This is a genomic window from Chitinophaga niabensis (assembly GCF_900129465.1).
GTDB lineage: Bacteria > Bacteroidota > Bacteroidia > Chitinophagales > Chitinophagaceae > Chitinophaga > Chitinophaga niabensis.
The window spans coordinates 1,364,858-1,389,923 of the sequence record NZ_FSRA01000002.1; the positions used below are offsets into that span (position 1 = coordinate 1,364,858).

Sequence of the window (25,066 nt, forward strand, 5' to 3'; positions counted from 1 at the left end):
AACTACAGCAATGGAATATAATACCGCACGTAACCATCTGATCATGCGCGAGTATGGAAGGAATATCCAGCGGATGATCGAATACATACTCACTATCCCCGACCGGGAAGTTCGCCAGCAGCAAGTGTCTGCTGTGATAGAACTGATGGGAACGCTGCAACCCCACTTACGCAACGTGGAAGATTTCAGGCATAAGCTCTGGGATCATCTTTTCCTCGTTTCCGATTTTAAACTGGATGTTGACTCCCCCTACCCGATCCCTACCAGGGAAACTTTGCACCGTAAGCCGGACAGGTTGCCTTATCCCAAAAAGTATCCACGTAACCGCCACTTCGGCAAAAACCTGGAACTGGTGATGGATAAAGCATTGAAGACAACAGATCCTGAAATGAAAGAAGGATTTACGCAGGTGATCGGCAATTACATGAAACTGGCTTACAGCAACTGGCACAAAGAAAGTGTGCATGACGATGCGATCAAGTCCGAACTCAGCAATATCACCGGTGGTGTATTACAATATCATCCCGGCGGAGCTGCTCCAAGCTCCAGCAGCAGCAACCTTGCAGGTGGCGGCGCCAATTACAATACACAGGCAGGAGAATACCGTGCCAGTGGTGGTTCCGGCAGCAGCAAACGCAAACAATTCCAGCAGAATAAGTTCAAAAGGAATGATGGCGGCGGTAACTCTGGCGGCGGAGGCGGAAAAAGTAACAAGCATAACAAATACAACAAAAACAGGAACAAGTGAGTAGCGTGTTCGAAGTACGAGGCGGAAACCGTCTGAAAGGAGATATTATACCGCAGGGAGCAAAGAACGAGGCATTACAGATCATCAGCGCGGTATTGTTAACAGCTGAAAAAGTAACCATCAACAACATTCCGGACATCCTGGATGTAAACTTACTGATAGAACTTTTAGGAGATATCGGGGTAAAGGTAAACCGCATTACCCGTGCCAGTTGCGAATTCCAGGCAGATGATATTGATTTTGATTACCTGGAAAGCGCAGAATTCAAAAAGAAATCCGGCCGCTTACGTGGGTCTGTGATGATGGCGGGCCCTTTGCTGGCAAGGTTCGGCAAAGCTTACATTCCAAAGCCGGGAGGTGATAAGATCGGCCGACGCAGGCTGGACACACATGTGATCGGCTTCGAAAAACTCGGCGCGAAATTCCACTACGATACGGACGATAACTACTTCCGCCTGGAAACATCCGGCGGATTGAAAGGTACTTATATGCTGCTGGATGAGCCTTCTGTTACAGGAACGGCCAACATTGTAATGGCAGCTGTACTGGCACATGGCACCACCACTATTTACAACGCAGCATGCGAACCTTACCTGCAGCAACTGAGCAAAATGCTGAACAGCATGGGAGCAAAGATCAGCGGTGTTGGTTCCAACATGCTGGTGATAGAAGGTGTAACAGTACTGAAAGGATGCACACATGCGATGCTGCCTGATATGATCGAGATCGGCTCGTTCATTGGGCTTGCAGCCATGACGCAAAGTGAGATAACGATCAAAAATGCGGGGGTGCAGCACTTGGGGATCATCCCTGAAAAGTTCCGCCTGCTGGGCATCCAGATGGATATCAAAGGAGATGATATTTATATTCCGCAACAGGATAGCTACGAAATTCAAACTTTTATAGACGGTTCTATTTTAACCATCTCAGATCATCCATGGCCTGGTTTTACACCGGACCTGCTGAGCATTGTGCTGGTAGTTGCCACACAGGCAAAGGGTAGTGTGATGATCCACCAGAAGATGTTTGAGAGCCGTTTGTTCTTTGTAGACAAACTCATTGACATGGGCGCGCAGATCATTCTCTGTGATCCGCATCGTGCAGCAGTGATAGGTTTGGGCCGCCAGCATAAACTGAGAGGCATTACAATGAGCAGCCCGGATATACGTGCAGGCGTTGCTTTGCTGATTGCAGCATTGAGTGCGGAAGGCAAAAGCACGATCCATAATATAGATCAGATAGATCGCGGATACCAGTATATTGACGAACGTCTGCGTAATTTGGGAGCCGATATCAAGCGCGTGTAAATCATGGGATCACACAAAATCATCATTGTTACGGCACCTTCCGGAGCCGGTAAAACAACTATTGTGAAAAAGCTGCTCAGTGAAATGCCGGAGCTGGCTTTTTCCATTTCTGCTGCTACCCGCGCGCCGCGTGGAGATGAAACCCATGGAAAGGACTATTACTTTTTAACGCAGGAAGATTTTCATCAGCGTATCGCCGAACATGCTTTTGCGGAATATGAAATGGTATATGCCGGGAAGTATTATGGTACACTGAAAAGTGAACTGGAAAGGATCTGGGCAGATGGAAAATATCCCCTGGTGGATATAGATGTGAAAGGCGCGCTTTCCATCCAGGAGAAATACCAGGGTACTGCCCTTACGATATTTATTCAACCCCCTTCCCTGGATGCACTGCGTGTTCGCCTCAGTGAAAGAGGAACGGAAACCCAGGCTTCTTTGGAAGAACGTCTCGGAAAAGCCCGGTACGAATTATCCTTTGCGCATCAATTTGACCACATTGTGGTCAATGAACACCTGGACAAGGCGTACGGGGAGGTAAAAGTGCTGGTAGAGAACTTTTTGGCTGATTAACCCGTTATAAAAAGGTGATGTTGCACGGCTCACCTAATTTCATATCTTTGTTTAGATGGATATTTATACGATTGCTTTACTGGTTTTAGTGATCCTCGTTGCCGGGTTTTTCGCCGGCATGGAAACAGCTTTTGCCAATGTGAACAGGCTGAGTATAGAACTCAAGCGGAAACAGGGCCGTTCTACCGGGAAGATCCTTTCCGGGTTTAATGAACATCCTGCACGTATCCTGGCTTCGAGCCTCATTGGACTGACCATTGCTGTTGTTGTTTACAGCATGCTGGTAGCTGGTTGGCTTGATTCTTTATGGGCTATGGCGTACACGAAAATGGAAATGGCCAGTTATGTGCCGTTTATGCTGTTCGTAGAAATCGTGGTGGCTACGCTGCTGATACTCTTTTTCGGCTTTTTTATACCCCGCAGCATCTTCCGCTCCAGGCCGGAAGCTTTACTGGGCTTTTTTGCCCATCCTATTTCCGTATTTTCCAAACCGCTGTATATAATTGGTAACATGCTGGAGTCCATTTCCGAATGGATCCTGAAATACCTTTTCAATGTGCGGATCACGGAAGGCAAGAGTTCTTTTGCGCGGGTGGACGTGGAGTATTTTATCCGCCAGAGCCAGCAGCATACAGGAGGAGATAACCAGGAGCTGAATACGGAGCTTTTTGAGAATGCCCTGAGCCTTGTGCATGTAAAGATCCGCGGTTGCCTGATCCCCCGCAAAGAGATAGAGGCGCTGGACATCAGCAGCACCATAGAACAGGCCAGGCGCAAGTTTATGGACACCAAATTGTCCAAAGTGATCATCTACGAAAATAATATTGACAATATTCTCGGATATGTGCACCAGCTGGATATGTTTAAAAATCCTAAGGATATCCGTTCTGTGATCCACCCGATCCTGGCGGTGCCTGAAACCATGAGTGCAATTGACCTGCTTGGTAAGTTTAATAAAGAGCGCCGCAGCATTGCCTGGGTGGTAGATGAATTTGGAGGAACAGCAGGTATTGTTACGATAGAAGACGTGCTGGAAGAGATCTTCGGCGATATCAAGGATGAACATGATGTGGAAGAATTCGTGGAAAAACAGATCGCGGAAAAGGAATACATCTTTTCAGGAAGGTTGGAACTGGATTACCTCAATGAGCAGTATGGCTTTGAGTTTCCTGAGGATGAAAGCGAAACGTTATCTGGTTATATCATCTCTCATTACGAAACTATTCCCCGGCTGAAAGAACGCATCATCATTGATGATTATGAGTTCGACATCCTCAATGTTACGGATACGCGGATTGAAATGGTGAAGATGAAAATCCTCAATTAGGCCATTCCGGCGCGAAAATTGCTATACATTTAAAGGTCAGGGTGCCTATATCCCCCAAAAGGGTGGAAAAGCGGCCAAAAACGTGAAAATACGGTGTTATTCCTTTAGCAGTTGGAAAACAACTCTTTAAAAATATACCGGGCGAAGAATTGCTTTTTAGTGTAATATATCGAGTGCTAAATCGTTTTTTATAAGAGTAGTACTAAATTGACACGAATTGAATTCTTTTACTACCTGATACGTAACACAATAATTTGATTTTTGTTAAAAGGTTGTAAAAAACTTTGTTGTAACATTGATAATACGATATTTCTTTCTATTTTTGTTTTAGAAATTTAAAAGCTCTGTATCGGTTATAACTTATATCTAATAGCTTGCCATTATGGATGAAGTTATTACTTAAGCAGTAGCGAAAAAGACATTCTCGAATTCAACTTTTTTGGGGTTAACAAACAATGGATGAAAGGCCGGCTCTTGATTCTTCTCGGGCTGGCTCTTTTTTTTGTCCCAACTCTTTCTTCTTTCCTCCCTCATTATTTTCTTTTACCTTACAGCGTTTTTACTGAGTACTATTCACTTGGCACATGTTATATTTGTGCTCCTGATCCATAATAGTGTATGTTAAAGAAGTTATTCTCGAGTAATGAGGACAAGGCAGAGATGTCGTTTTTTGATCACCTGGAAGAATTGCGCTGGCACCTGGTACGTTCAGCCTTCGCTATCGTGATCGTCAGTATCCTCGGTTTTATTTTTACGGACTGGATCCTCACGAATGTGATCTTCGGGCCTACGCAACCTAACTTCCCCACTTACAGCTGGATGTGCAAACTGAGCCATGCTTTGAATATGGGAGATAAGTTGTGCCTTGTGCCGCCGGAAATTAAATTCCAGAACACGAAGATGGCGGGTCAGATCACACTGCAATTCAAACTTGCATTTATACTGGGATTGATAGGCGCATTCCCTTACATTATTTATGAGTTCTGGCGTTTTATCCGACCGGCTCTGAAAGATAATGAGGCCAAGGGTTCCAAAGGAATCATCTTCTGGATCTCCTTACAGTTCCTCCTGGGTATTGCGTTCAGTTATTTCCTGATCGCACCTTTCATGATCAACTTCCTCGCCAGCTATACTGTTTCCTCTGTGATCAAAAATGACTTCTTCATTGATGATTACTTTGGATTGATGAGCCAGATCATCCTGGGTATGGGCTGCCTGTTCGAGATGCCCATCCTTGTATTCTTCCTCACTAAACTTGGATTGCTCACACCGGATTTCATGCGTACTTACCGTCGTCATGCGATTGTGGTGATCCTTATACTGGCAGCGATCATTACGCCGCCGGATGTATTAGACCAATTGCTGGTTTTCGTACCTTTGTATCTGCTGTATGAGATAAGTATTTTAATTTCGGCAAGAGCTTACAAAGCGAAAGAGAAGAAAGAAGCGGAAGAGTGGTCTTAATTTATTTATCGATAAACTGAATGTTATGGAACTAACTTTTAATCTTGCATTACCGGTGGCTATTGGAGGAGATCATGCGGGCTTTGCATATAAGGAAGAGGTGATCTCCTATCTTGAAGGGAAAGGTGTGCAGGTAAAAGATTTCGGCACAGACTCTCCCGATTCAGTGGATTATCCTGATTTTGCGCATCCGGTTGCAAGTGCAGTAGAAAGCGGCGCCTTTGCTTATGGCATCCTCATTTGCGGCAGCGCTAACGGGGTGGCCATTACAGCCAACAAACACCAGGGTATCCGCGCAGCCATCTGCTGGGGAGATGAACTGGCGCGCCTGGCCCGCAGTCATAATAACGCAAATATCCTCTGCATCCCTGCAAAGTTTGTAGATACCGCTACCGCAAAAGAAATGGTAGACATTTTCGGAGAAACCGCTTTTGAAGGTGGCCGTCACGAAAACAGGGTGAATAAGATCGCCTGCGCATAAGCATAGTATAAAGATCCTCATATGAAAAGGGTAATAGTCACCACTATTGCCCTTTTTTTTAGATGAGTGGTAAGGCCAACACCAACCACAAACCTTAATTTTAAAGGGCAAACCCCTTTTATGAAAATAAATCTCAATCGATGAAGAAGTTTACATTCATAGCCTGCCTGTTAGCTTCCGGAACTGTCGCCTGCGCACAGATGGCCAAACCTCCGGTGAAACCGGTTGCTGCTACCCCTTTTGCAAAAGGGATCACGGCAGCTGATCTGAAAAAACACCTTTATATCGTTGCCGGCGACGATATGGAAGGCCGCGAAACAGGTAAGCCGGGTCAATACAAAGCAGCGAAATATATCAGCGAACAATTCAAACGTGTTGGCCTGCAACCCGCTGGAGTGGATGGTTCATGGGAGCAGCCTTTCAGTCTTTTCCAGGATACCCTGGTTACCGGAAAGATCGTAGCCAATGGCAGAACACTAGAGTTCGGCAAGGATTTTTACACCGGTCTGCGCGAGAATAAAAACCAGACCTTAGCCCAAACAGGGGTTGTGTTTGCAGGATACGGTATCAGTAACGAGCAGATGAATAGTTACGACGGTTTGGATGTTACGGATAAGATCGTGTTGCTGGCAGAAGGAGAACCGGTAGATGCAGATGGGAAACCATTGTTCCCGAAAGGGCAGCTGAAAGATAAGCTCCGTGCAGCAGGGGGCAAAGGAGCTAAAGCAGTGTTCATTGTTTCTTCCAATGTTTCACAGATCGGGCGTGCAGGTTCCCGCATTCGTAAAACTGGCCTTTATTTCAATGATGAAATAACTACGATGGAGTACATTCCCAACTCCTATTTCATTTCCAGCGATATGGCTACCACGCTTCTCAGCACTCCTTATAAAGAGTTGCAGGAAAGTTTAAAGAAACCCAAACCTACTCCGGCCAGTGGCCAGATCACGGAACTGGTGTTTGAAAAGGAAGCCGTGGAAACCAAGTCGAGCAATGTACTGGGTATGCTGCCGGGTACAGATAAAAAAGATGAATACCTCTTCATTACAGCACATTACGATCACATTGGTGTGATCAATGGTAAGATACATAACGGTGCGGATGATGATGGTTCCGGAACGGTATCTGTGATTGCCATGGCGGAGGCTTTCATGAAAGCTAAAAAAGCTGGCAAAGGGCCACGCCGTACCATCATTTTCATGACCGTGGCAGGAGAAGAAAAAGGATTGCTGGGCTCCCGTTATTATACAGATCATCCCATCTATCCATTGGGCAATACTGTAGCCGATCTGAACATCGATATGATCGGCCGTATTGATCCGGAACATGCAAAGGATACAAATTACGTGTACATTATCGGGGATGATAAACTGAGCTCAGACCTCCGCCCGATCAGTGAAAAAGCAAATCTGCAAACAGGCCTGAAACTGGACTACAAATACAATGATCCCAATGATCCGAACCGTTTCTATTACCGTTCAGACCATTACATGTTTGCACAGAAAAAGATCCCGATCATTTTCTATTTCAACGGAGTGCATGCGGATTACCATGGCGCAGGGGATACGCCGGATAAGATCCATTACCCCATGCTGGCCAAACGAGCACAACTGGTGTTCTATACTGCCTGGGAAGTAGCCAACCGTGCAGACCGGATCAAGGTAGACAGGAATGAAAAATAGTTTAAGAACGCCGCTTTAACAGCGGCGTTTTTTTTGCCTGCTTTATGGAAAACAGCCGTAAATTGAATCATCAGCAGGAAATCAATATCATATGCTCAAAAGAATCCTCTCCCTATGCATGATGATGGCTGCCACCCTGGTTGCCAGCGCACAATCCACCAACCGGGACCTTGCCCAGGAAAAGATGAAAAAGGCCATTGAACTCATGGACAATGGTCAGATCGAACCTTCCATTGCTTTGCTGGAAGAAGCCATCAAACTGGATCCCGATGAACCTACCTATACTTACGAGATCGGTTACGCAAAATATCTCGGCAAAGATTACAAAGCTGCCATTAAGATCATGAAAGACATGATCAAAAAGAAAAACGGATTCCCCGGTGTGTACCAGTTGCTGGGGAACAGCTATGACCTGACGGGTGATCCGGAGAAAGCGATCGATACTTATGAAAAGGGATTGAAGGAGTTTCCCAATGCCGGCAACCTTTACCTGGAAATGGGGGTGATGCAGATGTCTGCCAAAAAGGATAACAACAAAGCGATCCAATATTTTGAAGCAGGGGTAAAGGCTGCCCCCAAACATTCATCCAACTATTACTGGCTGGGTAAACTGTTCTGCAACTCAGATTCGCAGGTATGGGGAATGCTGTATGGGGAGATCTTCATGAATATAGAAAGGGGAAGTAAACGGACGGAAGAAATGAGTAAACTGCTGTACCTGACCTATAAAAGCGGTATCCAGTTTAACGATACCGGCATGTTGGTGCGTTTCAGCCATCACAATATTATTCTGCTGGACCCCAAAGCTATGGAGAAGGACCCTGCCTTGCTGATGAAGAAACTGATGCCTTATGGTACTAAGGTATATGAGCTGGAGCTGACCCTGGCGGCAGCTGCTGAAAAACATATTGATCTTGCTTCGCTGCACCGCATCCGGGAGAATTTCCTGGAAGGGTATTACAAGAACGGCCATGCACTGAAATACCCGAACCTGCTGTTCGATTATCAGTTGAAAGTAAAACAGAACGGGCACCTGGAGGCGTATAATTATTGGCTGCTGAGCCGGGGAGATGGTGAGGAGTTTGCTAACTGGAAAGCGGCGAATGAAGGAAAATGGGGAGATTTTATCAGGTGGTTCCAGCAGAACCCGATGGAGGTGAGCGGAGAGAATGTGTTTTTTAGAGGGCAGTATTTGTAGATTTCGCGATCCGCCCCTCAAATCGTATTTTTACGGCCGGCAAATTTTTGATTTTGATGAAGGCAAACTATTTAGACGATTTGAATGCACCCCAGCGGGAAGCGGTAACAACCATTAAAGGACCTTTAATGATCATCGCGGGAGCAGGTTCAGGCAAAACGAAAGTACTGACTACAAGGATCGCTCACCTGATGAACAATGGGGTGGACGCTTTTAATATATTGTCGCTCACCTTTACCAACAAGGCAGCGAAGGAAATGAAGGAAAGGGTGGAAAAGATCCTGGGCGGCAGTGAAGCCCGTAATCTTTACATCGGTACCTTCCACTCTGTTTTTGCGCGCCTTTTACGCAGCGACGCGCCTAAACTGGGTTACCCCAGCGACTTCACTATCTACGATTCAGATGATGCCAAAAGCGTGGTGAAAACCATCGTGAATGAACTGAACCTGGATGATAAACATTACAAGCCCAATATGGTATACAACCGGATCTCCGCTGCCAAGAACAGCCTGGTGAGCCCGGAAGAATACCAGCATGATTATGCCATACAACAGGAAGACCAACGTTCCAGCCGTCCACTGATCGGCAAGATCTACGACATGTATGCGAAACGCTGTTTCAAGAATGGTGCGATGGACTTTGATGATCTGCTGTATAAAATGTACGTACTGCTGAAAGGTTTCCCGGAAGTACTCGCCAAATACCAGCATAAGTTCAAATACATCATGATCGATGAGTACCAGGATACCAACCCGGCTCAGTATGAGATCGTGAAATTACTGGGCGCAGTGCATGAAAATATCTGTGTGGTGGGAGACGATGCACAAAGTATCTATTCCTTCCGCGGTGCTACCATTCAGAACATCCTGCAATTTGAAAAGGATTATGATGATGTGAAAGTAGTGAAGCTGGAACAGAACTACCGCAGTACCAAATCTATCCTGAACGTTGCGAATGAGGTGATCTCAAAGAATAAAGGGCAGATTGAAAAGAACCTCTGGACGGATAACCATGAAGGAGAAAAGATCAAACTGATCCGCACCAATACAGATAATGATGAAGGAAAGGTAGTAGCAGATACCATTTCTGAGCAGAAACTCCGCAATCATTACGATAACAAAGATTTTTGCATCCTCTACCGCACGAATGCACAGAGCCGTTCCTTTGAGGAAAACCTCCGGCGCAGTGCCATTCCTTACAGGATCTATGGCGGCCTCTCTTTCTACCAAAGAAAAGAGATCAAGGATTTTATTGCGTACCTGCGGGTGATCATGAACAGTCGTGATGAAGAAGCGATCAAACGGATCATCAACTACCCGGTGCGTGGTATCGGCAAAACTACCATTGAAAAGGTGAGTATTTATGCGAATGATCAGAACATGACCTTCTGGGAAGTACTGGAACGTGCAAAGGAATTTGGTTTCAAAGGCGGTACACTGGAAGCGATAGACGGATTTGTGACCATGATCCAGAGCTTCCGGGTGATGCTGGAAAAACACAATGCTTACGAAGTAGCCGTTCAGGTTGGTAAATCCACCAATATCGTAAAAGAACTCTTCAACGATAAAACCACAGAAGGCCTTGCCCGTTACGAAAACATCCAGGAGTTATTGAACTCTATCAAGGAATTCACAGAAACACCTACGGAAGACGGGGAGTTGCTGGATGATAAAACACTCGGTATCTATCTGCAACAGATCACATTGTTAACGGATGCAGATAACGGAAAGGATGAAGACAGCAATGTGGTGAAACTGATGACGATCCACGCAGCAAAAGGTTTGGAGTTCCCGATCGTATTCACGGTGGGATTGGAAGAAAGCCTGTTTCCCAGCGGTATGTCCATCAACTCAAGGGAAGAACTGGAAGAAGAACGCCGTTTGTTCTATGTGGCGGTGACCCGTGCAAAAACACGTTTATTCCTTACTTATGCTAATAGCCGTTACCGTTTTGGCCAGCTACAGCAGAATGAGCCCAGCCGTTTCCTGGAAGAAATGCCGGAAGAATTCATTGATCGCAGTTATGCCGGCGGTGGTATGAGAAATACGGGTCCCATTGGTGGCGGTGGTGCTTCCTGGGGAAATATGTTCGATAAAAAGAAAGCACCTGCCGGCCCTGGCGCACCAGCATCGTCCGCATCTTCTTCAGCAAGGCCAACACCAAGGCCAGCTGCGCCTGCAGGTTATCATGTGCCCAGCGCTAATTTCACAGCAGATGACCCTGCTACCATGGAAGCGGGTATGGATGTGGAACATCAGAAATTTGGTTTCGGTAAGATCCTCAGCCTGGAAGGCGCTATCAACAACCGCATTGCAACAGTGATGTTCCCGAAAGGAGGAGGAGAAAAGAAGATCATGCTGAACTATGCCAAGCTGATGATTGTAAGGAATGGAGGCTGATATTCTGAAACTCCGCTACTACTGTGCTTACCAGGAGCGTTGCCATGCGGAAGTGAGAGAGAAATGCTGGGAACTTGGTTTGCGCGGCGAAGATATAGAAAACGCCATCGCACATCTGGTGGAAGATGGTTTCCTCAATGAAGAACGGTATGCCAAAGCATATGCCGGCGGGAAGTTTAGGATGCAGCAGTGGGGGCGTAAGAAGATCAGTATGATGCTGAAGCAGAAACAGATCTCCGATTACTGCATCCGCAAGGGTTTAGCAGAGATCAATGAAGAGGATTATATGCAAACCCTGCAGCAACTCGCAGAAAAGAAATACCATTCATTAAGGTCTGAGCAATATCTAAAGCGGCAATACAAAACGCTGCAATACCTCCTGCAAAGAGGTTTTGAACAGGAGCTGGCAAGGGCTGCCATTGAACAAATCGCAAAAAAAGGCGAATAAAGGAGGAATAATTTAAAACTTTCTAACCCTTACCGCCGTAATTTTGGGGTCGTTTTGTAGTAATTAATACTTTATGTCTGATTTAACGGTCTCTCTGATACAAGCTAATTTACACTGGGAAGATGTTGCTGCCAACCTGGCGATGTTTGACCAAAAGATCAATTCCATCCAGGAAAGAACGGAAGTGATCATTCTGCCGGAAATGTTCAGCACGGGTTTCAGCATGCAATCTGAAAGGCTGGCGCAAACAATGGATGGCAGTGCGGTACAGTGGATGAAGCAGAAAGCAAAAGAGAAGAACGTGATCATCACAGGCAGTCTTATTATTGAGGAAGGCGGACAATATTTTAACCGGCTGATCTGGATGCTGCCCAACGGAACATTTGGTACCTACAACAAACGCCACCTGTTCGGTTTTGCCGGAGAGCATGATCACTATACTGCCGGCGACAAACGCCTGATCGCCCAGGTAAAGGGCTGGAAGCTCAACCTGTCTGTTTGTTACGATCTGCGTTTCCCGGTATGGGCACGCAACTCCATCCTTGAAAACGGAGAGCCTGCTTACGATGTATTGATCAACGTGGCCAACTGGCCCGAAAGGCGTAATACTCCCTGGCGTGCTTTATTACAGGCCCGCGCTATTGAAAACCAGTGTTACGTAATAGGTTTGAACCGGGTGGGCAATGATGGCAACGACATCTATCATAGCGGGGATTCCAGTATTATAGATCCCATCGGCGAGATCATTTATCACAAAGCGCATGATGAGGATGTATTTACCTATACGCTTTCCCGTAGCCATCTTAATGAGCTGCGTGCGCGCTTCCCTTTCCTGAAGGATGCAGACCGGTTTATTATCCCTTAATTTAACCGGGGAACTTAGCTAACTTTGCGGGCTATGATCCGCTTTTTCACCAAGAATCAGTACAAGAACACCGTACTGGCCCTTTGGGCCCTTCTGGCTATTTTACAGGCCTGCTTTACAGAGTTGATGGACGATGAGGCGTATTACTGGGTGTACTCCAATCACCTGGCCTGGGGATATTTTGACCATCCCCCCATGGTAGCCCTGCTCATCAAAGGCGGATACTTTTTATTCCACAATGAACTGGGTGTGCGGCTGGGTATGGTACTTTTGAATGTACTCACCCTGCTGCTGATAGACAGGATGATCCCCCAGAAGAACAACATCGTTTTCTACCTGATCCTTGCCGGCATGGGCGCCATGCAGATCGGAGGGATCCTGGCAGTGCCGGATATTCCGCTGATCTTCTTTGCCACGCTCTATTTTTATATCTACCGTAATTTCCTGGAATCGCAAAGCTGGAAGAACACCTTCCTGCTGGGGCTAAGTATGGCATTGATGTTCTACAGCAAATACCATGGCGTACTACTGGTGTTCTTTACCCTGCTGTCCAATCTCTCTTTGCTGAAAGTATACCGTTACTATATTGCCGTGATCATTACCACGGTACTTTTCTTCCCGCATATTTACTGGCAGTATTTACACGACTTCCCTTCGCTGCAATATCATCTTGTAGAACGGAATGCATCTTCTTACGACATCAGTTACACACTTGATTATATCGTTGGGCAGGTGCTGATGTTCGGACCGCTCGTAGGGTGGTTGCTGTTATACAATGCTTTCCGCGCGCAGGTGCGAAATGGTTTTGAACGTGCTTTGAAGTTCAGCCTGGTGGGGGTGCTTGCGTTCTTCCTGCTGAGTACTTTGAAGGGGCGTGTGGAAGCAAACTGGACGGTGATGATCTTTGCGCCGCTGGTAATATTGGCGCACCAGGCTATTGTGCGGCAGGGGCTTTCTTTGCGGATACTGAAAAGCACCTGGGCGGTTTCTTTACTGATCGTGTTAGTAGCAAGGGTGTATATGGTTTGGGATTTTGTACCCGATGTGGAGATCAGGCCGGAGATCCATCATAACAGGGAATGGACGAATGCTGTGGCTGCGAAAGCGCAGGGCCGGCCTGTAGTTTTTCTGAACAGTTACCAGGAGCCTTCGAAATATATGTTCTACCAGGGTGGTGTGGCGTTTAGCCTTAACAGTGTGTATGCACGCAGGAGCCAGTATAACTATTGGCATATGGAAGAGGAATTATGGGGGAAGAATGTATTGCTGGTTTCCAATCACCGTCCTTACATTCCTGATCAGGATAGTATGGTGATGGCGCAACGGAAGTTATACTGCAGAACGGATACGCCGTATTATTCATATTCATTGATCCAGTTTGTGCCTGCTGTTGCTGCGTTTAAGGTGCAACCGGGAGAAGCGTTCACATTGAAGTTAGGGGTGAAGAATGGATATGAAAACAAAGTTCCTTTTGATAAAGATTATACGCCGTTTGTGGGATATGCATTGAAGGGAGAAGAAGAGTGGCGGAAAACGGTGCAGGGCACTTTATTGTTATCTGATGCTTTGCAGCAGGATAGCGTGGAAGTGTTGGTGAAAGCACCGGATGTAAAGGGAAAGTATGTTTTAAAGATAGCAGTGTCTGCCGTGCATGGGATGGACCCTACGCATAATAGCCAGGGGATTAAACTGGCGGTGGAATAAAAAGATAAAGCCTTCCTGATCGGGAAGGCTTTATCTTTTTAAAAAACTATTTAAAAGCATTCCATCCCTGTGCAGCCAGTTTATGTTTATTTCCGCTGCGGGTAATGATATGCGGCTCTTCCGTCAATTCTGTCATATAACCGATCACAGCAATTTCTTCATTCAGCGTGATCTTGTCATAGTCTTCCTGCTTCATGGTGAACAGCAGTTCATAATCCTCTCCTCCGCTGAGTGCGCAGGCAGTTGGGTCCAAGCCTAATTTCATGGCCAATTCGCGGGCCTGGTCGTGTACGGGTATTTTTTCCTCATACAATACACAACCCAGCTGGCTTTGTTTGCAGATATGCAGGATCTCAGAGCTTAAACCATCGCTTACATCCATCATGGCGGTAGGCATGATCTCTTTGCCGGCGAGGAAAGAAATGATATCATGACGGGCTTCCGGTTTCAGCTGGCGGCCAATTACGTAGGTCTGGTCTTCCAGATCAGGCTGGATTTTTGGATTCTCCAGGAAGATCTTCTTTTCTCTTTCAAGTAACGTGAGACCAAGATACGCAGCGCCGAGGTCTCCGGAAACGCAAAGCAAGTCTCCTTTTTGAGCAGTGGAGCGTTTCACGAACTTATCAGGGGCCACTTCGCCGATGGCGGTAACGCTGATCACAAAACCTTTCTGGGAGGAAGTGGTATCCCCTCCTATCAGGTCTACCCGGTATTTTTCGCAGGCGGCATATACCCCTTCGTAAAATTCGTTGAGGGCTTCCAGGGAGAAGCGGTTAGAAAAGGCCAGGCTCATGGTAATATGTGTGGGCGTGGCATTCATGGCATAGATGTCTGACAGGTTCACGATCACGGATTTATACCCCAGGTGTTTGAGAGGGGTATACATCAGGTCAAAGTGAATGCCTTCCACCAGCATATCCGTACTGATAACGGTTTGTTTGCCGAACAGGTCAATTACGGCAGCATCGTCCCCAACACCCAGCACGGTACTGGCATTGTACAATTCAATATTGCGGGTCAGGTAATCGATGAGGCCGAATTCCCCGAGGTCTTCTATTTCAGTTCTCTCTTCCATGTTATTGAATGCTGTTAATTTCTTTCAACAGGTCTGTATGTATATGGCCATTAGTGGCAAGGATCTGTTTTTGATAAGGTGAATAGGCATTGCCTTTAAAATCCGTTACTGTTCCTCCGGCCTCCTGTACAATGAGGTAACCGGCTGCGGAATCCCAAGCATTGAGTGAATGTTCCCAGAAACCATCAAAACGGCCACAGGCTACCCAGCAGAGGTCGATTGCGGCAGAACCGAGGCGGCGGACGGGTAAACCCAGCTTCACAAAGCGTTCCAGCACACTCATGGGGTTATTGACGGTATTTTCCCATTCATAGGGGAAACCGGTAACCAGGCAGGCATTGGCCACGCTCTTTTTCTGGGAAACGTGAATGAGCTTATCGTTCAGCGTAGCCCCAAACCCTTTCTGGGCAAAGAACAGTTCATTCATGATGGGGTTATATACAGCCCCAAGGATCATTTCGCCATCCTGTTCCACGCCAATGCTTACGCAGCAAAGGGGAATGCCGTGTGCAAAATTCACCGTCCCGTCTATGGGGTCAATGATCCATTTGATACTGGAGCCTTGTTTCAGCTCTCCAACTTCCTCACTGAGGATATGATGATCGGGGTAATCTTCGTGAATGGCAGCAATGATTGCCGCTTCCGCCTTTTTATCCGCTTCCGTTACGAGATTATTGATCGTATCTTTGTAGGAAATAGTGAAAGTACCGTTAAAATATTCTTTTAAAACTTTAGCACCTGCTTGTGTAGCTTTGAGTAACGTTGATTTTAACATGGCGCAAAGGTACGAAGCTCTGCCAACTTCCCGAGTTTTACATACGAATTAACTATTTTTGCATTTTAAAACTTGAATCGCGATTAATGGCCATTATTGGTAATCTAATTTCCAGATCCCTGCGTATAAGAAAGCAGTTTACGTTCAAACTAGGGACGCCACGTCAATACCAGTTGCAGGTGTTACGGCGGTTAGTGGAAAAAGCCAAACATACACAGTTCGGTGAACATTACGGTTATGAGCAGATCCTCAACAGCCCTAACTGGGTGAGCCAGTTCCGGCAGAAGGTACCTGTGCATAACTATAACAAGATGCATAGTGAGTGGTGGTACAAATGCCAGGAAGGGGTGGCCAACGTAAGCTGGCCTGAAAAGATCAAGTATTTTGCCCTGAGCTCCGGTACTTCTGAATCTGCCAGCAAGCATATCCCGGTTACAAAGGACATGCTGCGGACAGTGAAAAAAGTGGGCGTAAAGCAGCTGTACTCCATGGTGAACTTCAATGTTCCGCCTAAATCCTTTGAAAAAGGGATCCTGATGCTGGGGGGGACTACTTCCCTGTTCGAGAAAGGGGATTATTATGAAGGAGATATGAGCGGTATCCAGGCTAAAAATATCCCCAAATGGTTCCGCCGTTTTTACAAACCTGGAGGGAACATTTCCAAAAAACCTAATTGGGAGCAACGGATAAAACTGATCGTACGCAAAGCCCCGCAGTGGGATGTGGGTACGGTTTGCGGAGTACCTGCCTGGGTACAGATCGTACTGGAAGAGATCATCCGCTACCATAACGTTAAAAATATTCACGAAATATGGCCTAACCTGGCCATCTATATTCACGGTGGTGTAAGCTTTGAACCTTACCGGGAGAGTTTTCAGAAACTCCTGGGTAAACCTATTAACTTCATTGAGACCTATATGGCCTCTGAAGGTTCTTTCGGTTTCCAGGCCCGCCCCGGTGTTAAGGGGATCAAACTGGTCCTTAATGCCGGTATTTTCTATGAATTCATTCCATTCAACGAAGAGAACTTTGATGCGGACGGGGAAGTAAAACCCAATCCGAAATCTTATATGATCCATGAGGTGGTGGAAGATGTGGAATATGCTGTGATGTTATCTACCTGCGCAGGCGCATGGCGTTACCTGATCGGTGATGTGGTGAAATTCACTTCCGTAAAGGAACATGAGATCACGATCGTGGGCCGTACCAAACAGTTCCTCAGCCTGGCCGGGGAGCATATGAGCATCGATAATATGAACAAGGCGATCGATATCGTGCAAAAGAAACTGGGGATCAATATCCGTGAGTTCACGGTAGCGGGCCTCCCATATGAAAACCTCTTTGCACACCGCTGGTATATTGGAACGGATGCAGTAGATGTGGATGCCAATAAAGTGAGGGAGATCATAGACCAAACGATCTGCGAGGTGAATGATGACTATGCTGTGGAAAGGACCTCCGCACTGAAAGAAATATTTGTAGAAATATTACCCACCCAGGTATTTCTTGATTACCTGCGCTGTAAAGGAAAAGAAGGAGCCATGAATAAATTCCCGAGAGTGTTGAAAGGCGAGAAGCTGAAGGACTGGGAACAATTCCTGACCACTAAAGTTGCTGTGAAAGCATAACCAAGAAAGTTTACATGATTGCCTCTATCATTGCCGGATTAGGTTTGGGAATGTTTTTATCTGTATCGGTAGGGCCTGTTATTTTTGCTATCATCAAGTATAGCATCAGTAATGGATTCAGGGCTGGTATCAGTTTTGCGCTGGGTGTGTCCGGGAGTGATATCATGTTTGTATTGCTGGGTAATCTTGCCACATCTTTCATCAGCAACCTGGGTACCTACACTAAAACCATTGGTGTAAGTGGTGGTATCCTGCTGATCATGATGGGGATCTATGGATTGCTGTTCAAAAAAGTAAAGATCACTACGGGAGATGAACGTCCTGAAATGTTCAGTACGCGTGATTATGCAAAGATCTGGCTGGGTGGTTTCCTGATGAATACCCTCAATCCCGGCGTGATCATTTTCTGGCTGGGGGTTTGTGTGGCGAATGCGCCTACCACTGTTGGCCACCGTGTTACGATGTATGCTGTTTGCCTGGCTTTTGTACTGGCGGCAGATATCCTCAAAGTGTTCGTGTCTGATAAGATCAGGCATAAACTAACCTTAACCAATGTGATCTGGCTGAACCGTGTAGCGGGTGTATGTATGATCGTCTTTGGCCTGGTGCTGCTGTATAAGGTGCTGTTGGGCACAGGGCAGCTGACCCATTAAAATGTCAATTAACCAGAACCGTATAATTAATGCAGAAAGAAAAGAGAAGGCGTAATGCCTTCTCTTTTTATTTTAAGACTTAATTAGGTCTTACCAAAATACTGATGGGTGTTGCCCCGCCTGAAGCTATCCAGGTTTCAGAACCGGTAACAGTTCGTTCGTCACCATTTGAACTGGCTTTAATAATGAACTGGGCTATTACTTCTACTGCATATTCCCCGTCTGGTATGGTAGTGCCAAATGGGAGCGCTGTACCACCGAACCCACCAAAAACGGGGGAGGTATAAATTACGGTGCCGGTACTGATGTCCTTTACTTTCACGTAGAACTGACCTGGAGGAGCTGAATAGCCGGGTTTTACGGCAACGGTGAAATTGTTAAAAACGGTTGCCGAGTTGGCATTTTTTGCGAAGGGTAAAATTAACAGCGCGAGGCAGGCGCAAAGGATCATGATGCCAGATAGATAGCGACGTTTCATTTTATAGGATTTTGTGTTTAAGAAATGCGTGGGTTAAAAGGGTCTATTGGTTCACTGTGTTGTTCTTATATAAAAGGTAGTGATTTTAATCTTTAAAATAAAAAACCCGCAGACCTTTTTAGATCTGCGGGTTTCTATTAACACAATATATTTATCAAGCCAGGATGGTCCAGGTTTCATTACCTGCAATCAGCTTATCCAGATTGCCCGGGCCGCGTTTTGCGGTAGCTTCCTGTAATTGTTGCGCCATGATATCATCATACGTTGGTCTGAAGATCTGGTAGAATACACCAAAAGGACGTGGCAAATGTCCTTCAATGCGTGGATCGTCGAACATGCGTGTGAGGATCTGGGCTTTACCAAAATCATTTTCATCATGGATCCAGAGGTCTGAAGCACTGAATCCGCTACCTTCTTCCAGGCTTACTACTTCAGGGCGATGGCCGTTCAGGCGGATACCTTTATTTTTCTGTGCACCGAAGATCAGCGGCTGGCCATGTTCTACGAAGATGGCTTCATCCTGTTTGCTGGATTTTTCCGTGAACACTTCAAAAGCACCATCGTTAAAGATGTTACAGTTCTGATAGATCTCCAGGAAGGAAGCACCTTTATGAGCATGACTGCGTTTCAGCATTTCCTGCAGGTGTTTGGGATCACGGTCCATACTACGTGCAATAAAAGTTGCATCTGCTCCCATGGCCAGGGCCATTGGATTGAACGGATGGTCGATACTGCCGAAGGGGGTACTTTTGGTGACCTTATTGGTTTCTGAAGTAGGTGAGTATTGTCCTTTTGTAAGACCGTAGATCTGGTTGTTGAACAACATGATGTTCACATCAAAATTACGGCGCAATAAGTGGATGGTATGGTTACCGCCAATGGAAAGACCATCTCCGTCTCCGGTAACGATCCACACGCTCAGTTCAGGGCGGGTAGCTTTCAAACCGGAAGCAATAGCAGTAGCACGGCCATGGATGGAGTGCATGCCATAGGTATTCATATAATAAGGAAAACGGGATGAACACCCGATACCGGAAACGATCACAATATTCTCACGAGGTATACCTAAACCGGGCATGATGGTTTGTACCTGTTTCAATATGGAGTAATCCCCACAACCCGGGCACCAGCGTACTTCCTGGTCCGTTGTAAAATCCTTGGCCGTTAGTGGTTGCGGAGGGATAGTAGTTGTTGACATCTTATTATGGAAATTTTATAATCAAAGTTACGAATTCACGAGCTCTTCCCAATATTCTGCTGCGCGGCGTGTATGTGGAATAACGATGGTACCGCCTACGATATTGGCTACAGCAAAGATCTCATAGATCTCTGTGGTAGAAATGCCTTGCTCATGACATTTACCGAGATGATATTTGATACAATCGTCGCAACGGAGTACCATAGAAGCCACCAGGCCCAGCATTTCCTTGGTTTTGGTGCTGAGGGCGCCTTCCGCATAGGTATTGGTATCCAGGTTAAAGAGCCGGTTGATCACCAGGTTCTGCTTTCCCAGGATCACCTCATTCATTTTGGCCCTGTACTCGTCAAATTCCTTCACTAGCTCGCTCATAAGTGCATATTTATCAAAGGGTAGCGTTAAAGTTACAAAATAAATGGCTGCAAAGATAGGCATTAATCTACTGATACAGTAGGATAATCGTCATAAGGTGTTCTCTTCCCCGGCTGTGGCTACAAAATCCTTGATCCCCAGTACGATCTTGTCTGCCATCCTTTGGCGGAAAGCAGGGTCCAGGATCTTCATTTCGTCTTCCGGGTTGCTGAGGAACACGGTTTCCACCAGTACATTGGGATATTCTGTAGGGCTGTTCAGTGCAAAGTTGAAGCTGCCCACATTCCCGAATTCGTTCAAACCCAGTTCCAGCATGTGTTTATAGATGAACTGGCTGAGGGGGCGGAACCCGATGTGTTTGTAATAAGTGCTGGTACCCTTGATGCGGATAGGATCTGCGGAAGAATTCAGGTGAATGCTCACCAGCAGGTCCGGATCTTTATCCCGGTAAGAAAGGATGCGGTAGTTGTTTTCCACGTAAGAATCGTTCAGCCTGGTCATGAGTACCCTTGCTCCTTCCGCTCTCAGGGATAGCTGCAAAGCATTGGCCACCGCCAGGGCTATTTCCTTTTCATAAACGCCTGTTGGGCCCTGGGCGCCAAGATTGCTGCCACCATGGCCTGCATCCACTGCGATGGTAAGGTTCCCCAGGCCGGATTGAGCAGGTGGCCGTTTAACCTTTACCGTTAAGGTACTGCCGTTATAATAGATCTGGTAACCCCAGGATTGTTTGTGTTTCAATTCAATGGTCACGCGCAGGATATCATCTTCCACCTGTTCGTAATACACATTCTTTATCTCTTTTGAGCTTTCGAGCTGTGCGATCCAGTTGGTATTAACGGTGGCGCCAAAAACATCTACCACTATGCGGGAAGGGTCTAACTGCTGACTGCTGCGGTAAGGCAGTTTTTGTGTAAGGCCCACGGTCACATAATCAAACTTTTCATCTCCCCACACCCGCCAGGAATGGGTTAAAGAGGAAGGCGGAAAAGTACCGGCAGGCTGGAGCCTCACCATTTCCTGCGGGATATATGCAGAGAAGGTTTTGGATAATTTAACCCGGTAATCGCCATCCACTTTACCGGTGATATTGAGATAAATGGCCGTATCCAGGTAACCTACTTTGGCTCCGCCGAGGCGGTCTTCTCCCAATCCGTATTTCAGGAAAGGTGCATCCCCGGTGGTTTTCCCGATAAGTGGCTGCGTTTGCGGATCTATGAAATTAAAAACGTTGCCGGTGCTGCGGCGCACTTCTGTTTCCGTTGTTTTGAGGGTAACAGGAATGGTGCGTCCATTGATCAACGGATCGTTGCACTGTACTGTGTAAGTGCCCTGGTAGATCCCGGGCATGGTATTACCGATCAGTTCTGTTAAAAGGAAATTGTTGCCTACAGTTACGGTGCCGCCGGGTTGTGCTTTCACCTGGAATTTGATGAGATCGCCGGGCGCCACAGTGAGATTGCCTTCCGGGTAGGTACGGATGTAAGCAATGTTGGCGGAAGTAACAGGCTGCGGGGCCTGTGGGATATTGTAAGAGAAGTAAACTTTTCTAAGGATGGAATCGCCATTGGGGCCAACAGATTTTATTTCAAATTCATTGCTTCCCTCTTCCAGCTCCACTTCAATGGCAAAGGCACCGGTGGGATACACCTTTTGCACTTCGTCGTTTACATACACCCTGCATGTTTTACAGGTGCTGCCTACCAGGAACTGGCGTGTGGCGGTTACCGCGTTGTTTTGTTTGCCGGGCTGGGTAAGCCTGATAAAGCTTCTTTCCTGTGCCCATGCCTGTTGCATCAGCATCGTTGCCAATAACAGGATTCCTCCTAACCGTTTCTTCATACAGTCTAAAATTAATTATTTCATCCGTGATTTCCATTCCCAAAGCGGCAGAGGTTATTTAAAAGCACACAGGGAACAAAGGCGAGGCCCTTATTCCCTGTGGATTTTTATGCGTTGCTGAGCATCTTAAAAACTATACTTGTTATCGGCGATCAATTTGGCGGCAATCCTTCTGCGGGCTTCTTTGGTGTTGAAGGCTTCTGTTTTGGTGAAGCGTTTCAGGCCCAGCAGCATCATGCGTTGTTCATCTCCTTCTGCAAAACCATTGATGGCATCTTTACCGGATTTATTTACACGGTCTGCTGCATCTGTGAGATAAGTACGTACCATATCTATTTGCAGGGCTACTGCTTCTTCTCCGCGAAGCGCTGCGAGTTTGATCACACGGAGCAGTGCGCTTTCGCTGACAAAGGTTTCAATGGCCATGTCCGCAATGTTCATGAGTATTTCCTGCTCGGTATCTATCTTCATCATGAGTTTTTGCACAGCACCGCCGGCAGCCATGAGGATGGCCTTTTTCATGTTGAGGATGATCTTCTTTTCTTTTGCGAATGCGCCTTCATCTTCATTGCCAAAGTCCGGAATGCTCATGAGTTCTTTCATGACGTTCATGGCAGGCGTCATCAGGTCCAGTTTTCCTTTCATGGCACGTTTCAACGTCATGTCCAGTGTGAGGAGGCGGTTGATTTCGTTGGTGCCCTCAAAGATGCGGTTGATGCGGGAATCCCTGTAGGCTTTGGAGATCACGTATTCATCGCTGAACCCGTTACCACCATGTACCTGTACACCTTCATCCACAACATAGTCCAGTACTTCGGAGCCATTCACTTTGAGCATGGCACATTCCACGGCGTATTCCTCTGCGGCACCCAGCAGGGCTTCATTGAAAGCTTTGCCTTCTGCCAGCAGTTCCTGTTCTTTCTGATCGATCAGCTGTGCGGTGCGGTAGAGCGCAGATTCGCAAACCCACAGGCGGATGGCTGCTTCGGCGAGCTTATGTTTGATAGCGCCGAAATTAGCGATGGGTTGTTTGAACTGTTCGCGGGTATTGGCATATTGAATGGTGATGTTCAAACTGCCTTTGGCTCCACCCAGTGCGGCTGCGCAGAGTTTAAGGCGACCAATATTAAGGATGTTGAAAGCGATCAGGTGGCCTTTCCCAATTTCGCCGAGTACATTTTCCACAGGTACCTGTGCGTCCTGGAAATAGATCTGGCGGGTAGAGGAGCCTTTGATCCCCATTTTATGTTCTTCCGCGCCCAGTGTGAAACCGGGGGTATCTTTATCTACAATGAAGGCGGTGAATTTATCGCCGTCTATTTTTGCGAATACGGTGAACACATCTGCAAAACCGGAATTGGTGATCCAGCATTTTTGCCCGTTGATGAGATAAAACTTCCCGTCTGCACTCAATTTGGCGGTTGTTTTGGCGCTTAAGGCATCAGAGCCGGAATTGGGTTCTGTGAGCGCATAGGCCCCTTTCATTTCACCGGAGCCGAGTTTGGGAATGTATTTGTTCTTTTGGGCATCAGTGCCAAAGTAGAGGATGGGTAAGGAGCCAATGCCTGTATGTGCAGCCATGGCCACGGAGAAAGAGTGGCCGGCACCCAGGGCTTCATTGATGAGTGTGGCAGTGATGAAGTCTTTCCCCAGCCCGCCGTAGGATTCCGGGAATGCAGCTCCAAGGAGGCCTTGTTCTCCTGCTTTATCCAGCAGGGAAGGCATGAGGCCTTCTTCCAGTTTATCCAGCCTTTCCAGCACAGGCGTCACTTCTTTGGCCACGAATTGTTCGGCCATTTCCTTGATCATCAACTGTTCTTCAGAAAAATCTTCGGGAATAAAAACCTCGGAGGCCACTGACTCTTTAACGAGGAACTCTGCACCTTTCAGGGCTGCTTTACTGTTAACCACGGTATCCATCTTGCGTATTTTTAGTCTACTCGTAATTTACCGAGTTTATAGCAATTGGCAAATTCAATTACGAATTAACAATTACGAATTTCGAGTCGTAGATTTGTTAATTACCAAAAGGCCATGCAGGATTGAAACTCTCCATACCATATCTGCAAAGTACATTTTCCGGGATCGTTGCTGGTTCAGGGGAGGAGCTCCTGATCTGTTTTCATGGCTTTGGGGAAAGCGCATCGCATTTTAGTTGTATAGAACCTGCGCTGGGCAATAACTTTACGATTGTGGCGTTAGATATGCCCTTTCATGGGAATACCCTGTGGCAGGAGAACAGGAGCTTTGAGAAAAACGACCTGGAAGCGCTGATCGGAAAAATATTGGAAAGGTTTGGCAAACAAAGGTTCTCCCTTCTGGGTTATAGTATGGGTGGCAGACTGGCCATGTGTGCTGTGGAAAGGATGGCTTCCCGGATCGGGCACCTGGTACTGGTGGCACCGGACGGTCTGAAAAATAATCCCTGGCATATGTTTGCCACGCAAACAAGGATAGGCAACCGCGTTTTTGCATACAATACCCGGAATCCGGCTCTCTTCTTCAGACTGCTTACCTTGTGGCGCCGTTGGGGCCTGCTGAATGAAAGTGTGTACAAGTTTGCTTTTTACAGTATGGATAAGCTGGACAAGCGCCAGCTGGTATATAACGTTTGGACCAACATGCGGAGAATGATGCCTTCCAAGCGAAAATGTAAACGTCTATTGGCACAATATAATATTGACACAGTCTTATTCTTCGGAAGGTTCGACCGTGTGATACCTCCGGCTTTCGGAGCGCGTTTTGCAGACGGTTCTTTTCCCTGCAAGCTGGTAGTGCTTGAAAAAGGCCACCAGCTTTTATCAGAAGAACTGGGATTTATTATCAGTCAAAATATCAGGAGTAAGTAA

Annotated in this window: 22 protein-coding genes; 15 read left to right on the forward strand and 7 right to left on the reverse strand. The window is 46.7% G+C overall.

Features of this window, described 5'->3' with window-relative positions:
* Positions 1-10: 10 nt before the first annotated feature.
* The 12 genes from BUR42_RS22755 to BUR42_RS22810 all read left to right on the forward strand — a co-directional run bounded on the left by BUR42_RS22755 (position 11) and on the right by BUR42_RS22810 (position 14,196).
* Positions 11-748 carry a DUF4290 domain-containing protein gene (locus tag BUR42_RS22755; RefSeq protein WP_074241881.1) on the forward strand — a complete coding sequence of 246 codons (738 nt, stop codon included), beginning with the start codon at positions 11-13 and terminating at the stop codon, positions 746-748.
* Between the two features lie 5 nt (positions 749-753).
* A complete protein-coding gene (gene murA / locus BUR42_RS22760; protein WP_234979785.1) occupies positions 754-2,055 on the forward strand; it encodes a UDP-N-acetylglucosamine 1-carboxyvinyltransferase in 1,302 nt (433 codons plus the stop codon).
* 3 nt (positions 2,056-2,058) lie between these two features.
* Positions 2,059-2,628: a guanylate kinase gene (gene gmk, locus BUR42_RS22765; RefSeq protein WP_074241883.1), complete on the forward strand. Its 570-nt coding sequence runs from the start codon at positions 2,059-2,061 to the stop codon at positions 2,626-2,628.
* A gap of 55 nt (positions 2,629-2,683) precedes the next feature.
* A complete protein-coding gene (locus BUR42_RS22770; protein ID WP_074241884.1) occupies positions 2,684-3,955 on the forward strand; it encodes a hemolysin family protein in 1,272 nt (423 codons plus the stop codon).
* Between the two features lie 618 nt (positions 3,956-4,573).
* The gene (gene tatC / locus BUR42_RS22775) at positions 4,574-5,419 is read left to right on the forward strand and encodes a twin-arginine translocase subunit TatC (RefSeq protein WP_074241885.1); all 846 of its coding nucleotides are present in this window, start codon (positions 4,574-4,576) and stop codon (positions 5,417-5,419) included.
* A gap of 25 nt (positions 5,420-5,444) precedes the next feature.
* The gene (gene rpiB, locus BUR42_RS22780; protein ID WP_074241886.1) at positions 5,445-5,900 is read left to right on the forward strand and encodes a ribose 5-phosphate isomerase B; all 456 of its coding nucleotides are present in this window, start codon (positions 5,445-5,447) and stop codon (positions 5,898-5,900) included.
* Between the two features lie 140 nt (positions 5,901-6,040).
* A complete protein-coding gene (locus tag BUR42_RS22785; protein ID WP_074241887.1) occupies positions 6,041-7,582 on the forward strand; it encodes a M28 family peptidase in 1,542 nt (513 codons plus the stop codon).
* Between the two features lie 91 nt (positions 7,583-7,673).
* A complete protein-coding gene (locus BUR42_RS22790) occupies positions 7,674-8,780 on the forward strand; it encodes a tetratricopeptide repeat protein (RefSeq protein ID WP_074241888.1) in 1,107 nt (368 codons plus the stop codon).
* A gap of 56 nt (positions 8,781-8,836) precedes the next feature.
* The gene (locus BUR42_RS22795; protein WP_074241889.1) at positions 8,837-11,179 is read left to right on the forward strand and encodes an ATP-dependent helicase; all 2,343 of its coding nucleotides are present in this window, start codon (positions 8,837-8,839) and stop codon (positions 11,177-11,179) included.
* Positions 11,169-11,627, forward strand: coding sequence for a regulatory protein RecX (locus tag BUR42_RS22800; protein WP_074241890.1), 459 nt, complete (start codon positions 11,169-11,171; stop codon positions 11,625-11,627). The genes BUR42_RS22795 and BUR42_RS22800 overlap by 11 nt, the downstream gene beginning before the upstream one ends.
* A 73-nt stretch (positions 11,628-11,700) precedes the next feature.
* A complete protein-coding gene (locus BUR42_RS22805) occupies positions 11,701-12,492 on the forward strand; it encodes an amidohydrolase (RefSeq protein ID WP_074241891.1) in 792 nt (263 codons plus the stop codon).
* Between the two features lie 33 nt (positions 12,493-12,525).
* Entirely contained in the window at positions 12,526-14,196 is a 1,671-nt protein-coding gene (locus tag BUR42_RS22810) for an ArnT family glycosyltransferase (RefSeq protein ID WP_074241892.1), read from the forward strand.
* 46 nt (positions 14,197-14,242) lie between these two features.
* On the opposite strand, the gene thiL is transcribed toward BUR42_RS22810, so the two are convergent.
* On the reverse strand, positions 14,243-15,271 hold the full coding sequence (thiL, locus tag BUR42_RS22815) for a thiamine-phosphate kinase (RefSeq protein WP_074241893.1): 1,029 nt from the start codon (positions 15,269-15,271) through the stop codon (positions 14,243-14,245).
* Between the two features lies 1 nt (position 15,272).
* Complete coding sequence (locus BUR42_RS22820; RefSeq protein ID WP_074241894.1) at positions 15,273-16,046, reverse strand: inositol monophosphatase family protein; 774 nt, start codon at positions 16,044-16,046, stop codon at positions 15,273-15,275.
* A gap of 86 nt (positions 16,047-16,132) precedes the next feature.
* Between BUR42_RS22820 and BUR42_RS22825 the strand changes: the two genes are divergently transcribed.
* Together BUR42_RS22825 and BUR42_RS22830 are read left to right on the forward strand one after the other, a co-directional pair.
* The gene (locus BUR42_RS22825) at positions 16,133-17,674 is read left to right on the forward strand and encodes a GH3 family acyl-acid amido synthetase (RefSeq protein ID WP_074241895.1); all 1,542 of its coding nucleotides are present in this window, start codon (positions 16,133-16,135) and stop codon (positions 17,672-17,674) included.
* Between the two features lie 14 nt (positions 17,675-17,688).
* On the forward strand, positions 17,689-18,327 hold the full coding sequence (locus tag BUR42_RS22830; RefSeq protein WP_074241896.1) for a LysE family translocator: 639 nt from the start codon (positions 17,689-17,691) through the stop codon (positions 18,325-18,327).
* 79 nt (positions 18,328-18,406) lie between these two features.
* Here the strand turns inward: BUR42_RS22830 and BUR42_RS22835 are convergent, their stop codons facing one another.
* The 5 genes from BUR42_RS22835 to BUR42_RS22855 form a co-directional block, all read right to left on the reverse strand.
* A complete protein-coding gene (locus tag BUR42_RS22835) occupies positions 18,407-18,805 on the reverse strand; it encodes a hypothetical protein (protein WP_074241897.1) in 399 nt (132 codons plus the stop codon).
* Positions 18,806-18,959: 154 nt separating this feature from the next.
* The gene (locus tag BUR42_RS22840) at positions 18,960-20,003 is read right to left on the reverse strand and encodes a 2-oxoacid:ferredoxin oxidoreductase subunit beta (RefSeq protein WP_074241898.1); all 1,044 of its coding nucleotides are present in this window, start codon (positions 20,001-20,003) and stop codon (positions 18,960-18,962) included.
* 27 nt (positions 20,004-20,030) lie between these two features.
* Positions 20,031-20,375: a carboxymuconolactone decarboxylase family protein gene (locus BUR42_RS22845; RefSeq protein WP_074243154.1), complete on the reverse strand. Its 345-nt coding sequence runs from the start codon at positions 20,373-20,375 to the stop codon at positions 20,031-20,033.
* 90 nt (positions 20,376-20,465) lie between these two features.
* Positions 20,466-22,217, reverse strand: a complete 1,752-nt coding sequence (locus tag BUR42_RS22850) for an N-acetylmuramoyl-L-alanine amidase (RefSeq protein ID WP_074241899.1) — start codon at positions 22,215-22,217, stop codon at positions 20,466-20,468.
* A gap of 126 nt (positions 22,218-22,343) precedes the next feature.
* Positions 22,344-24,137 carry an acyl-CoA dehydrogenase family protein gene (locus BUR42_RS22855; RefSeq protein WP_074241900.1) on the reverse strand — a complete coding sequence of 598 codons (1,794 nt, stop codon included), beginning with the start codon at positions 24,135-24,137 and terminating at the stop codon, positions 22,344-22,346.
* 122 nt (positions 24,138-24,259) lie between these two features.
* Between BUR42_RS22855 and BUR42_RS22860 the strand changes: the two genes are divergently transcribed.
* On the forward strand, positions 24,260-25,066 hold the full coding sequence (locus BUR42_RS22860) for an alpha/beta fold hydrolase (RefSeq protein WP_074241901.1): 807 nt from the start codon (positions 24,260-24,262) through the stop codon (positions 25,064-25,066).